7 protein-coding genes and 1 pseudogene are annotated in these 14,255 nt (G+C 67.6%); 4 read left to right on the forward strand and 4 right to left on the reverse strand.

Features of this window, described 5'->3' with window-relative positions:
- Positions 1–37: 37 nt before the first annotated feature.
- Positions 38–238: a hypothetical protein gene (locus ACFY1U_RS48150; RefSeq protein WP_390700440.1), complete on the reverse strand. Its 201-nt coding sequence runs from the start codon at positions 236–238 to the stop codon at positions 38–40.
- Between the two features lie 239 nt (positions 239–477).
- Between ACFY1U_RS48150 and ACFY1U_RS48155 the strand changes: the two genes are divergently transcribed.
- From ACFY1U_RS48155 to ACFY1U_RS48170, 4 genes are all read left to right on the forward strand, one after another.
- Entirely contained in the window at positions 478–2,484 is a 2,007-nt protein-coding gene (locus ACFY1U_RS48155; protein ID WP_390700494.1) for a carbamoyltransferase, read from the forward strand.
- Between the two features lie 15 nt (positions 2,485–2,499).
- Positions 2,500–2,814: a glycosyltransferase gene (locus ACFY1U_RS48160; RefSeq protein ID WP_390700441.1), complete on the forward strand. Its 315-nt coding sequence runs from the start codon at positions 2,500–2,502 to the stop codon at positions 2,812–2,814.
- Between the two features lie 1,854 nt (positions 2,815–4,668).
- Positions 4,669–6,474: an alkaline phosphatase family protein gene (locus tag ACFY1U_RS48165; protein ID WP_390700442.1), complete on the forward strand. Its 1,806-nt coding sequence runs from the start codon at positions 4,669–4,671 to the stop codon at positions 6,472–6,474.
- Between the two features lie 754 nt (positions 6,475–7,228).
- On the forward strand, positions 7,229–8,833 hold the full coding sequence (locus ACFY1U_RS48170) for a protein kinase (protein ID WP_390700495.1): 1,605 nt from the start codon (positions 7,229–7,231) through the stop codon (positions 8,831–8,833).
- A 183-nt stretch (positions 8,834–9,016) separates the two neighbouring features.
- Here the strand turns inward: ACFY1U_RS48170 and ACFY1U_RS48175 are convergent.
- The 3 genes and pseudogenes from ACFY1U_RS48175 to ACFY1U_RS48185 form a co-directional block, all read right to left on the reverse strand.
- Positions 9,017–9,762: pseudogene (locus tag ACFY1U_RS48175) on the reverse strand (transposase family protein).
- A gap of 146 nt (positions 9,763–9,908) precedes the next feature.
- Positions 9,909–10,070, reverse strand: a complete 162-nt coding sequence (locus ACFY1U_RS48180) for a VOC family protein (RefSeq protein ID WP_390700496.1) — start codon at positions 10,068–10,070, stop codon at positions 9,909–9,911.
- Between the two features lie 58 nt (positions 10,071–10,128).
- Entirely contained in the window at positions 10,129–14,247 is a 4,119-nt protein-coding gene (locus ACFY1U_RS48185) for a trypsin-like peptidase domain-containing protein (RefSeq protein ID WP_390700443.1), read from the reverse strand.
- Between the last annotated feature and the right edge of the window lie 8 nt (positions 14,248–14,255).

Raw genomic sequence — 14,255 nt, forward strand, 5'->3', positions numbered from 1 at the left:
CCGGTGTTTCCCGCTGGCCGGAAGGTGATGGATTCGATCACGTCGGTGGTGTACCCGATCTTGCGAAGCTCGGGCGGAAGTCGAGGAACGGGGCGAACTCGTCCCAGGCGTTCCGCCATACATCGGCCGCGCCGGGGTATTGCGCGCCGAACTGCTTGCCGAACTCGGTGAGGCCGAGCTCCGCAGCCTCGAGAGCGGGGGCCGTGCGGATCGCCTGAATGGCCACCCTGCCGGCCACGGACGCCACCGGGAGCCCTGAGCCTGCGGTATCGGCTTCCGCTGCCGCGCAACGGATTGTCGTCCTGACCAGGCGCGTCCGGTCCAGCCGTCGGCGATATTCATCCGCTATCCGTCCCGCTTAGGCTGCTGCAGAACTCTCAGGGCCCGCATCCACTCGGTGGCGTGGTCCGGCAGGGCCGCAGCCTGACGGCAGGCGGGTAGTCAAGTCAACGACGAGTTGGGGTGGTCACGATGTTGGTGCTCGGGTTGAGCGGAAACTTCTCCGCGCGGGACTCGGATCTGGTTCCCCTCCTGCCGGACCAGGTGTTCCACGACTCGGCTGCGTGTCTGGTGCGGGACGGCGAGGTGATCGCCGCCGTCGAGGAGGAACGGTTCAACCGGATCAAGAAGACCACCAAGTTCCCGGTCAACGCGATCCGCGCGTGCCTGGATGTGGCGGGGGTGACAGTCGACCAGCTCGACGGCGTGGCGTACTACTTCCCTGAGGACTTCGTCGACACCACGCTCAACTTCTTCTACACCGTCCACCCGAAGGTGCCCACGGTGTACTGCCGCCAGCTGATCAAGCAGTGGTTCGCCGAGGAGTTCGACTGGGATCTCAGCGACGACAAGCTCGTCTTCACCCCGCACCACGACGCGCACGCGATAGCGGCGGTGGCCCGGTCCGGGATGCCGGAGTCGCTGGTGCTGGTCCTGGACGGCCGCGGCGAGGAGAACTCCGGCACCGTCTACCGGGCGGGCGGGGGAGAGCTGGAGAAGCTGGCCGACTACCCGGTCTTCAAGTCACTGGGCATGCTCTACCTCAACGCCACCCAGCTGCTCGGCTACGGCTTCGGCGACGAGTACAAGGTGATGGGCCTGGCACCCTACGGCGACCCGGCAACCTTCCGCGACGCCCTCAGCTCGCTGTACCTGTTGGGCGACAACGGCGACTACAACCTGCTGCCGAACATGACGGTGCCCGACCTGGTCGGCCCATCGATGCTCGCGAGAGGCATCACGCCGCGCCGCAAGGGCGAGCCGTTCACCCAGCAACACAAGGACCTCGCCGCCGCGACCCAGGAGGCGCTGGAGAAGATCGTGCTGCACGTGCTGACGCACTGGGCCGAGTCGACCGGCCTGTCCCGGCTGTGTTTCGGCGGCGGCGTGGCCCACAATTCCACCCTGAACGGCAACATCCTGCGCTCCGGGCTGTTCCGCGAGGTGTTCGTGCACCCGGCGTCGCACGACGCCGGCGCGAGCGAGGGTGCCGCTTTCCTCGCGGCCGACCAGCTCGGCGGTGCGGCCCGGCCGGTCCGCCGGTCCCGCACCGCGAGCTCAGGCCCCGCACTGGGTACCGAGGCGGAGGTCCGCGACCGCCTGGGCGCGTGGGATGCGGTGCTCGACTTCGAGCGGCACGAGGACATCGTGCCGGTCGCGGCCGGACTGCTGGCCGACGGCGCGGTCTTGGGCTGGGCACAAGGACGTTCGGAGTTCGGCCCGCGGGCGCTGGGCAACCGGAGCATCATCGCGGACGCCCGGCCGGCCGAGAACCAGACCAGGATCAACGCGATGGTGAAGCAGCGGGAGAGCTACCGGCCATTCGCGCCCGTGGTCACCGCGGAGGCCGCCGCCGACTACTTCGACCTGCCCGCCACCGAGGCGAACTACGACTTCATGTCCTACGTGGTTCCCGTCCGCAAGGAGCGCCGGCCGGAACTGGGCGCGGTCACCCACATCGACGGCACCGCGCGAGTGCAGGTCGTCGACCCGGTCGCGAACGAACGGTTCCACCGGCTCGTCGCGGCCTTCGGCGAGCGCACCGGGACACCGGTGCTGCTCAACACGTCCTTCAACAACAACGCAGAGCCGATCGTGCAGACCATCGACGACGTTGTGACGTGCTTCCTCACCACCGATCTGGATTACCTGGTGGTCGAGGACTTCCTGGTGCGCCGGCGTTCGGCGGCCCCATCGGCCGACCTGGACACACTCGTTCCCCGGTTGCGGCCGGTGACCAGGCTGGCGCGCCGGCTCGGCACCGGGGCCGCCGCAGCAGGTCCCGCCTGGCACGAGATCTTCCTGGACTACGCCGGAGCTCCGGTGACCAGGGTGTCGGAGGAGCTGTTCACGCTGCTCAGCGTCGTGGACGGCGTGCGCACCGTCGGCGAGCTGGCGAAGGAGGCCGGCGTCGTCCCCGACGAGGTGCGTGCCGAGCTGTACGAACTCTGGCAGCAGCGGTACCTGACGCTGACCCCGGCCTGACGCGCGTCCGGCGGAGTGACGGACTCGAGGAGAACGACGCGGATCGTCCTGCTGACCATTGGTTCGCGCGGTGACGTGCAGCCGTTCGTGGTGCTCGGCGTTGAGCTGAAGGCTCGTGGGCACGAGGTGGTGCTGGCAGCCGGGGTGGAGTTCAGGGGGCTTGGCCGACCTGGCCGGTTCCGGCTCTCGAAGCGCTGCCCGCCGGCTTCGCCGAGTCGGTGCTGCGCGATCCGACGGTGCGGGCCGCCCTGCGGCGTGGGCCGTCGATCTGAGCAGACGCGCGCACCGAGATACGTGACGCCGTGGCACAGCTGTCCCACTCGCGTGTGAGCTGCGGAGGCAGGTCGACCAGGGGCTCGGCATGGTCCGTTAGCTGAACGCCAACACCTTCGACCTCAAGCACGGCATCCGGGACAACTGCGGCGCGCAGGGCGAGCAGTGGTACGAGGCGTTGGAGGAACGGATCGAGCAGGCACGCGAGGAACTCCGCGCAATCGTCGCTACTCGTAGCCGGGAAACGGTGCGGCTCCCGTACCGTCGTAGAAGCCCTCGGGCAGCAGGGCATGGTGCGGGACCACCGACGCGTCCCTCAGATAGCCCGCAACGGGTGGCCGTGCTGATCGCCTCGATGTCGGAAAAGAATCAAGGGAAGCGGGCGCCGGCCAGCACGGCCGCGGCGGCCGCACACAACAAGGGCAGCGTCGGATACCGCCGTCCTCGATGGCCGCGTGGATCAGGCGCCCAGATCAGGAACCGACGCAGGTCAGCGGCGTCCTGTGGGGTGCCGTGAAGGTTCGGGAGGGCCAGTTGTCCCAGCCCGGAGCGCATGGGTGACGATGTTCGGGCAGGCACGGTCTCGCTCGGTTCTCATGGGTCTTCGACAACCACATCATCATCGGCGCCGTGCCTGTTCTGCTTCCCGGGGAACATCCCTGCCCAGGCCGGGACATGACGTCACATCATGCACGAGACCGGCGAACCGGACCGATCCCGAACATGCAATGCCCCTGCCGCTCTTCCGACCACCGCAGACGTTTCGCCCGCTGTGTGTTCCCGGCGTATGGGAGCACACTCTGTTCTTCGCGGGAGCCTCCCGCACGCCCTACAACGCCGCGAAGCGCTCCACAACACCCCAGCACGCCCCTGGGGACCGTTGAGCGGTTCAGGTGCGGAGCCAAACGCGCAGGCGTACGCCGACCTGCTCGAGCCACATGGAGCGGACGCTGGGCGTGGACCGTCCCACCACTCTCACCGCCCGAAGCAACCTTGCCTTATGGCAGTGGCGGGCGGGAGATGCAGCCGGGGCCGCGCAAGGGTTCAACGGCCTGCTGGAGCACGTTGTGCTGGTGCTGGGCGAGGACCACCCCCACACCCCTCACTGTCCGAGGCAACGTCGCCAGATGGCGTGGGGAATCAGGGGATGCGGCTGGGACCGCACAGGAGTACGCCGACCTGCAGGAATGCATGGTGCGGTTCATGAGTAAGCACCGCCTAGCCTTCAAGGACGTCCCCCAGGGCGGAAGGAAACCGAGGCGGCGCAGGACTACGGGTAACGATGGCACCCCCTTTCCCCAGGGTGACAGCGTTCTTACATACCCTGAACGGCTGCGGACTACGGTTGCTGAACCCGTTGCAGACACGCTGTCATTCACCCCGATGGCCAGCGGGTTCCCGCTCAGGCCCCTCCCGGAATTCGGGACCCCGTCCACTTCGGTCGGCGTACGGGTGCAGGCGGGCCCCGGCGGTGCCGTCGGCCAGCGTGCATGAGATGGACCGGCAGGGTCGTCCGGGTGGAGTCCCTGAGTACGGCCCGGCAGAGGACCTGCCCCGGCTGCGGGCGCCTGACGTCGCGCATTCGCATGGAGTGGGCCAGAGTCCCCTGTCGCGTGCACAGCCACGCGGTAAAGGCGGTGCGAGGGACGAGGGGCCGCCCGTCCCGCCTGGCCGTCGTCTTGAGGTTGGCGGCCTGGTCGGTTGCGTGCACCTTCCACGGCGACCAGAGATCCCGTCATGGCCTGCGCGGCGATCAAGGCTCATCCGCCGTGAACTTGTCTGGTCAAGTTCGGGCGGGGTTCTTCCGCTCGACAGCGACAACCAGTAGTCATGTCCCGTTCGTTGCGCACCTTCAGGCCGTGCAGGCGTGTCCCGCACGGCATCCTTACCAAAGGGGACGAGGTACCAAGTATGCGACTGCGCTGGAGATCCCTCGGCGGGCTTCTCGCCCTCCTCGGAGCACTGATCGTCGTCGTTCCCTCCCCCGCCCGGGCGGCCGGAATCAGCGGCAACCTGATCGTCAACGGCGATGCGGAGAGCGGCGGTTACTGCACCGGCGACTGGGCGGCGGCCACTGCGGTCCCCGGCTGGACCACCGAGGCCGGCGGTTTGAACGTCATGTGTCACTCCGTCGCCGCCTTCGGGTACCCCAGCGACGGCAAGGCCCCGGGCAAGGCCTTCTTCGGGCCCGGAAACTTCGGCGACGGCGCGATGACGCAGACCGTCGACGTCTCCTCGGCCGCCTCGGCCATCGACGGCGGGGGTGTGCACTACGACCTCTCCGGCTGGCTCGGCGGCTGGACGACCTACGGCGGCTATGCCGCGGTGAGCCTCCACTTCCACGACGGCAGCGGCCACCCGATCGGCCCCGTCGCCAAGCTGCCCACGGTCTCCGCGAGCGACCGGGGCCTCGCCACCAAGTTCCTCTCGCGCAGCACCACCGGCGCAGTCCCGGCCGGCACCCGTTCCATCCAGGTCGAGGTGCAGTTCCTGTCGACGAGCAGTGAGACCGGCTACCTCGACAACCTCGCCCTCACCCTGGACACCCCGCTCGACGCGCCGGCCCCGCCCGCCCCGCCGGTCTCCAAGGTCCCCGGCTACGACCACGTGTTCATGGTCATGATGGAGAACACCGACTACTCCGAGGTCATGAACGACCCGGCGGACACGCCGTACATGCACAGCCTCATGAGCCAGGGCGCCACGCTCACCGACTTCCACGGCGTCTACCACCCGAGCGACGAGAACTACCTCGCCATCGCCGGCGGCGACACCTACGCCAAGGGCGCCACGTACTTTCCCAACATCAACTCGCCTCAGCGCAACCTCGGCGACACCCTGGAGGCGGCCGGCAAGACCTGGAAGGCCTACGAGCAGGGCATGGGTACCCCCTGCAACACCAAGAACGACCACGACAGCTACTACGAGCCCGACGACGCTCCCTTCATCAACTACACCGACATCAGCGGCAACGCCTCCCGCTGCGCGGCCCACCTGTTCGACACCACGCAGCTGACCACCGACCTGAAGTCCGCGGCCACCACCCCGGACTTCTCCTGGATCGCCGCCGACGACTACTACGATGGAGAGGCCTCCGGCAACGGCAATGCCACCAGCCTCAAGACCCAGGACGGCTGGCTGAAGCAGACCCTCGCGCCGGTCCTCGCCTCTGCGGCCTTCACCCAGCAGCGCTCGCTCCTGCTTCTGACGTGGGACGAGAGCCAGGGCGAGGCCTACAACCACATCGTCACCACCGTTGTCGGTTCCCAGGGCACCGTCCCGGCCGGCACGAGCAGCCCGATCCACTACGACCACTACGGCATAGGCCGCACCATCGAGGCGGCCCTCGGTCTGCCCCCACTGACCGCCAACGACACCTACGCGACACCACTCAACGCCGCGTTCGCGCCGTCCACCGCGACCACCCCCACGCTCACCGGCGACCTGAACGCGGTCGCGAGCGGCGGCAACGTCACCTTCCGCTACTCGGTGCCGTCGCCTTCCCAGGTGAGCGCCAAAAACTGGATCGGCATCTACCCGACGGGCGTCACCCCCGGCAAGCAGGCTTCCCTCACCTGGTCCTACGCCCCCAACGCCAGCGGCGCCCTGACCTTTTCGACCGGCAAACTGAGCGGCGCGGGTACGTATGACGTGTACTACCTCGCCAATGACGGCTACTCGGTGCTGGGCGGCCCCTTCACCCTGACCGTCGGCTGACCGGCCATGACGGGGGAACACCCTCCCCTGTGCTGACCGCGTCCTGGTCAACACGACTGTTCTTGAGTCGGCTCAGGAGCAGTTGACGAGATCCCGTCTGATCTTCTTGATCGGGCGGGATCTTTGGTTTCCGGGGCTTGTTCGATGGGATGCCCGAACGTCGGCGGGGCCGGGAGCTGCCGTTGAGCGGCTTGTTCGCCTGCGTTTGGGGGGTCGTTGCGGTGCGATCTGCGCACTGGAGCCGTCGACGGGCGTGCGGCCCCCGCGTTGGCGGGAACAACCGGGCCGGCCGGCCTTGAGCTGGATCCCGTACGGAACAACCCGGGTCGGCGGGAAGGACTCCGCCCCGACGCGGCCGTGGGCGAGGCGTCAGCGGGGGTCGGCACTGTCGATGCCGTGGCTCTCGGCTCTGCCGTTCAGCCCCTCGACGCCGACTCGGCCGGGTCGGCAGGCGTTCGGTCTGGGGGATGGGGACGGGCGGCTTGGCTGCTGTGGACGGAAGGTCGGCCTGTGCGCCGGGGAGAGTCTCCGCAGCGCTATCACCTGCGTAACACGCAGGATGCACCTCCCCATGGCTACCTTGGCGGCTACTTACGCTGCCCATCCTGCCCCATGCGAAGGAGCGTCTCCGCCACAAGTTCTGTAGCAGTCGAACCAGCTCAGAGTGTGGCAGACGATACGATTGATCCTGCTGCGGCCCGATGTGCGCCGTTGATCACCAGGGGGAAATGTCGTGTCCAGCCGTGTTCAGCCAGTGCAGCAGGGCGACCCACGCCGTGTAGGTCCTTACCGCATCGTGGGACGACTTGGCGCTGGGGGCATGGGCACTGTGTATGCCGCGCTCAGCGCGGCAGGAGAGCGGATGGCCGTCAAGATCGTCCATCCGGCGCAGGCTGCGGATGATGAGTTCCGTGCTCGCTTCCGGCGGGAAGTACAGCTCTCGCAGCGGGTCATAGGGCCATGTCTGGTACCGGTCCATGACGCCGACACCGAAGCTGCGACCCCGTGGCTTGCTACGCCCTTCATTCCTGGCCCCACCCTCGATCGACATCTGGCGGCCAACGCCCCCCTGGTCGGAGCGCATCTGTACGCGCTGGCAGCCGGCACCGCAGCCGCACTGACCGCGGTGCACGCGGCGGGCATCGTCCATCGGGACGTGAAACCGCAGAACGTCATCATGGCCCCGTCCGGCCCGCGGGTGCTGGACTTCGGCATCGCCCACGCCCTGGACGGCACTTCCCTCACACGCACCGGAGTGATGACCGGTACACCGGGCTGGATCAGCCCCGAGCATTACCGAACCGGCGCGGTCGGCCCGGAAGGCGACGTCTTCGCCTGGGGAGCCCTCATCGCCTACGCCGCGACCGCCCGTCTTCCCTTCGGTAGCGGCGCTGCGGACGCTGTCGCCTTCCGCGTCATGTCAGCCGAGCCGGATCTGGAGGGTATACCGGCTGACCTTAGACCCCTGGTGGAACAGGCCCTGTCCAAGAAGCCGTCCGACCGGCCGAGTGCCGCCGAACTCGAAGACGTCTGCACCACGTTGCTCGCGGCCCAGGCAACCGCCGTCATCTCCCCGGTCGGCCACCAGCCACCTACGCTGATATCCGATTTGGTCAGCCTGCACTGGGATCTGCCGTCCGAAGACGAACCCTCCTGGCCTGGACTGTCACGCCGCAGCCGTGCCCGGCTGTATCTGGCCGTTGGCGCGGCCGCTGCCATTCTGGGTGGTCTCGGCGGCACTGTCGCGGCCTCCCAGTCATCCCATGCCTCACGGGAACAGGCTTCTGCACCAAGTAGCCGGCCGACAGCGATAACCGGTACCCCTACTCTTACGGCGAAGCCCTCCCCCAGCCGTCGAGGCAGCAGCCCCACGCCATCCGTCTCCGCTGTACAACTCGCGTCGGTAAACCCGCAAGCTGGCGCCCCGTCACCGGCATACACCCGCAGCGACAGCGCCCAGCCGACCGTCGACGAATGGTACGCCGCCCGGCTGCCCGCCACATCTGCGGAGAGGGCCGCCGCTCGACGTCTGGTCAAGGACACGGCCTCCATATTTCAGGGGCAGCAGCAGTACTTGGGCGAGAGCGTGACTGTGACCTTCAACCCCAAAGCGCAGACCATGTTCGTCACCTTCGGCCCCGGGACGTACCCAGAGGGGCAGGACTACCACGACGACGCCAACTGGACCGACAACGTCCGCGGCCTGATGTTCGACGGCTGCTCCGAAGCCGCACAGGACTTCTCCAACGACACCACTTGGCCTTACGGCCGCGCAGTAGTCGTCTACCGCGAATCCATGGCCAGCCCCGTCATCGCCGACTTCCGCGATGTCACCCACATCGACAGCTGCCGCGTATAACCACGACACTGCCAACACCGCGTGCCTCCGGGATGCGTTGCTCCCTTGGGACGGGGGCGCGCCACCGTCGCGCAGACGCGTCAGGCGAACTTACGAGTGTTCAACATATGGACACTCATCGCAATGTGCGTCACACATTCATAGGCGTTCGGTGGCCTAAAAGCTGTCCCACAATGAGCTTCTTCAGCGTTGCCGCTCCAGCGTGCGGATGGCCTTGGCGATTGACGTCATGCGATGGGGACTGCATCGGACCTGCGGAAGATCCGCCAGGACTTCAGCCTCGCGACACCGCGTTCGACGGGTGCTCGCGCTGCGGCCAGTGCCTGATTGAGAGTCCTCTCGGTAGGGGTGAGTTCCTGCAGGGGCTTGCGTTCGATAGCGGTGGTCAGCCATGTGCCGGCGCCCTGGTAGGCAAGATCGGCCAGGATGGGAACGCCTTGGCGCTCGCAGATCCGGATGATCCGGTGGGTGCGGGCTGCAGTCAGGTCATCGGTGCGGGCCGGCAGGGCGGGCGAGAGCCACAGCAGCTGGCCTCCGGGGTCGGTGACGACCTGCACGTTCACGCCGTGGCGCCGGTGGTTGTGGGAGTAGTCGTCCCGGCCGTCGCCGACCCGGTCGCCGTCGGCGAGGGTGCCGTCGAGCAGGACGAAGTCGGGGTCGTGCTCGCGCAGCGTCTTCAGCAGACCCGGTGCACGTTCGGCCAGCAGATCCACCGCGCTGGTGTAGGCGTGGGCGGTGGACTCGCTGATCCCGAACCCGGCGGCGATCTTCGCGAGGATGGTGTGTTCGCGCAGGTACACCAGTGCCACCATCGCGCGCTGGGACGGACGGAGCTTGCAGCGCCGGTCGCCCTCACGGGTGATGAGCAGCATGGTGACCCACTCCACGAGTGCATGCGGCAGGTCGAGTGCGGCAGCATGGATGACCAACGAGGCCCCCGAGCAACGTGATTGAGACGTCAGACATCTCGATCAACAGCCCGGGGGCCTCGCTCGTTGCGCTTCACGGCCCGTCACCCGATCGGTGGCCAACTCGAAGAAGCTCAATGAGCGAAGCGAGGTGTGGGGGCCGGTCGTCACGCCTCCTGGTAGAGATTGACGATGTTGCCGTCTGGGTCGCACAGCCACACTGAACGGCGCCGCCCCCACGGCTGGGTTGTCAGCGGCTTGAGGATCTCAACGCCCCGCCTTCTGCCGAGCTGAACCGATGTTCCAACTGTCCCCCACCGGTGTGACAGCGGCGCACCGGAGGGAGATCTCTGTCTGAGTACTCGTTACTCTCTTCCAGCTCTGCTCTCACTTGCCCAGGCAGGCGGGGCTGCGCGCCTGACCTGGCAGGTAGTCGGACTGTTCCTGCCGCGTCAGATCACGATGCACGGCTCGACAGATCATCCGTATCGCCTCGTATGGGTCGGGCAGGGACACTTCCCACAACCGCGCCGTATGGTCATCGCTGCCGGTCGCCAGGGTGTCTCCGTCCGGGCTGAAGGCGACCGAGTCCACGGCACCCTCATGGCCGGTGAGGGTGACTCGGACTTGGCCAGTTTGCAGGTCCCGCAGCCGTACCGCGCCGTCGATGCTGCCGGTCGCCAAGGTGTGCCCATCGGGGCTGAAAGCCACTGATGTGATGGTGCTCGTGCCGCTAAATTGCGTGCGAGCGCGTCCCGTGGCCACATCCCACAGGCACGTCGTACCGTCGTCGTCACCGGTGGCCAGGGTGTGCCCGTCGGGACTGAAAGTCACCGAGGTGACGTTGCTGTGTCCGCCGGGGAGGGTGAACCTGCGCCTACCGGAGGCCGTGTCCCAAAGCTGAGTTGTGCCATCCGAGTTGCCCGTGGCGAGGGTCCGTCCGTCGGGGGTGAAGGCCACGGATGCCACAGCGCTGTGCGGGCGAGCTGGGAGGACGATGCGGGTATGGAGTGTGTTTACGTCCCACAGGCCCGTCGTTCCGTCATCGGAGCCGGTTGCGAGTGTCCTGCCGTCGGGACTGAACGCCACTGATATCGCCTCGCTTGCCCGGCCGGTGAGTGTCGCCCGGACGTGGCCGGTGGACAGATTCCACACTTGCGCTGGTTGGAGGAAGGCGGCGGTAGCGAGGGTGCGTCCGTCGGGGGCGAAGACCAGCGACGAGGCCTTACTGGGAAAGGTGGCTCTGTGAGGGCGGCCCGTGGCGACGTCCCACAGCCGAACTTGGTCGGAGCCGGTTGCGAGCGACTTGCCGTCGGGGCTGAACGCCACGGACAGTACGCTGCCGGTGTGGCCGGTCAGTACATTCCGGACACTGTTGGTGGGGAGGGCCCAGAGCCGCGCTGTGTGATCGGTGCTTCCGGTGGCGAGGTGGCGCCCGTCGGGACTGAAGGCGACCGACGCCACCGTGCCGCTGTGGCCGCTGAGCACCATCTGCGTCTGATCGTTCGCCGTATTCCACAGTCGTGCCGTGGTGTCGGCGCTGGCGGTTGCGAGTGTCTTGCCGTCGGGGCTGAACGCCACGGACAGTACGCGGTCGGTATGGCCGGTCAGGGTGGCGCGGGCGTTCCCTGTGGCCGTGTCCCACAACCGTGTGCGATTGCCGTCAGCGGCGGCCAGGGTGTTTCCGTCGGGGCTGAAGGCGACCGACGTCACGATGCCGGCGCGGCCGGTGAGCTTCTTCAACGTCTGGTGGCTGGCGAGGTCCCACAACCGCACGCTCTTGTCCCCGCTGCCGGTGGCCAGAATTCTGCCCTTGGGGCTGAACGCCAGTGTGCGCACAGGACCGGTGTGACCGGTGAGTTTTGTCCGCAGGTGCCCGGAGCGCGCGTCCCACAGCTGTACGTTACCGTTCTGTCCGCCAGTGGCCAGAATCCCACCCCTTGGGCTGAACGCGATGGCTTCCACCGAGTTGCCCGTACGGTCGGCGATGAGGGCATGGCTTTGCCCGGTGGCGACATCCCACAAGCGTGCCGTGCCGTCTTTCATGCCCGCGGCCACGGTGCGGCCGTCCGGGCTGAAGGCGAGGGAGAGAACAAGGTCAGTTGCACCAGTCAGCGTGGTCTTTGCACGCCCGTCGGTCACGCTCCAGAGGCGGACCGTGCGGTCGCCGCCGGTGGCCAACGTTCGACGGTCAGAGCTGAAGGCCACTGCGCTCACTTCGCCTCTGTGGCCGGTGAGGCGGTGCTGGAGGGGAAGGCCGGCCGCAGCGTAGAGGCTGGCTATGGCTTCGGTGGTATGGCTGCGCTGATAGGCGCGGATGGCAAGGAGCGAGGCCAGATCCGGGTTGCTGTCGATCAGGTCCTTTGACTGCGCGGCGAGTTGGCGGGACTCCGCGACTCGCTGTGCGGTGACAGCGGTTTGCCGCTGCCACAGGAAGGATCCCGCGGAGATCAGAGCCAGCACGAGAGCTGATGCCAATAAGGCGTTGAGGCGTCTACTGCGGCGAATCGCGGATTGTTGGTGCCGGTGGCTTCTGCGGAGGAACCCGGTGATGTCCTGGGGCAACGCCCGCTGCCGGGAATACTCCAGGCCCTCCGCCAGATCTCGCCCGGTGAGCAGTTCTCCGGAACCGGGCAGTTCCGCCCATCTGGCCTGCCGCTCGCTCGTGCGGCGCAGCCAGTCATGGAAACCGTGGTCTTCGGCCACCCAGGCGCGCAGGTCGGGCCAGTCACGGATCAGCGTGTCATGGATCAGTTCGGCCACCGGTTTGCCCGGCGTCGACTCAGGGTGACCAGGTGATTGTTCCGAACGCGTCGTGATGATCCGGTACCGGGTCAACGAGGCCAGCACTTCATCAACGTCGGAGGCCGCCGACGGGATGCCAGCGTTCATGTCCACAGCAAGGTCACGGAGAACGGACAGCGGAAGCTGCTGGCGGACTGCCGGGACGAGGTGGGAATCCGGGGCAGGCCGCACCAGCGCCGTCAGGATGCGCTTTGCGGTGGGCCGTTGGGCCCTCGACAATCGGTCCAGTGCGGCGTTGCACCAGGTGGCCAGGCTTCCGGTGACTTCTCCGATGGCGTCGTATGCCTCGTGGGTGAGGAAGCCGTTGCGGCGTCGCTCCCATAGTTGGCTGAGTACCAGTGCCAGCGGGGGCAGTAATGTGGCCGGCGCCCTGCGGGCGGTTGGACCGGTGCGGTCGCCTGCCAGGACATCGGCGATGATTCGTTCGGTCAGACCGTCCTCGAAGCGGGCCCCCGCTGCCTCGGCGGGCCGGGTGATGATCGCCCTCAGGTCCTGAACGCTCAAGGTGGCCGGCACGTTGACCAGGCCCGGTGCGGTGGCTTCCAACAACTCCGGGGCCGTCGAGGCCAGCAGAGGATAGAAGTCGTCCCGCATGATCAGGAGCACGCTGAGCCGAGGGCTCGAGCCGACCACGGCTGAGAGCTGGTCCAGCTGCCGCTCGCTGTCCGGCTGGGTGAGCAATTCCTCGAATTGATCGATGACGAGGACGATGCGCTCACAGGTGGGGTCGGTGTCCAGCCTGCGGGTGACCCCCGCGAGAATCCCATCAGCGTTCGCACCCGATAACCCGGCTTGATCGAGTTCGGCCAGCAGGTCGTGCCCTGGGCGCACGAGGACGGGCAGCCAGCGGTCACTGCCGGGCAGCCTTCCGGTGGCCAGAGCGGGCAGCACTCCAGCTTGAATCAGGGAAGACTTCCCCGACCCCGAAGGCCCGAGCAATAGCAGCGTCTGACGGTGCTCGGCTAGGCCGGTCAGTACCCGATCGACCGCCTCGTCGCGCCCGTGGAACCACTCGGCATGCGCGGCCGTGAATGGTTCCAGCCCCCGATACGGACAGACCTGCCGTTCGACCAGTGCCGGCCAGACCTCTCGCAGGGCTTCGCTGGGTGTCGCATAGGCGATGCCCTGGCCTCTCAGAAAGGTGTCGGGCGCGGTGATGGCGCTGAGCATGCCGATCACCAGGCCGGTCACATCGTCCACGACCGGGGCGCCGCTGAAGCCGGTGGTCAGGTCGTTGGCGTGCGTGAGCTGCAGTAACGAGCGCCCGTGGGCGGGCAGAAGGTCACCGGCAACGCCATAGCCGAAGTGGCCATCGGGTGGTGCCTGACCGGGGAAGCCGAACGTGCGGACCCGATGCCCCCGGCAACCGTCAGCCGAGCCCAGCGCCAATGCGGGGACTCCGGCCGGTGTCTCCTCCAGCCGCACCAAGGCGATGTCCTCGTCCTCGGGGGCCCGCCACGCTTCCGCGACCACCAGCCCGTACGCCTCTGGCCTGCCTCCGACGTGCGGGAAGGCGAGCCGAACGGCGCCACCAGGACCGGCTCCGCCCTCCGCCACCACATGTGCGCACGTGATGACCACGCCCTCGCTGGCCAGGAATCCTGCCCCCACCGTACGGCCCGCGGCGTCCAGGATCTGAGCGACCGCAGTGGTCAGACCTGCCCCTTGACTATGCCCGGAGGACACAGGAACGACGTCCATGAGGCCAT

The organism is Streptomyces sp. NPDC001351, assembly GCF_042896045.1.
Classification (GTDB): Bacteria; Actinomycetota; Actinomycetes; order Streptomycetales; family Streptomycetaceae; genus Streptomyces.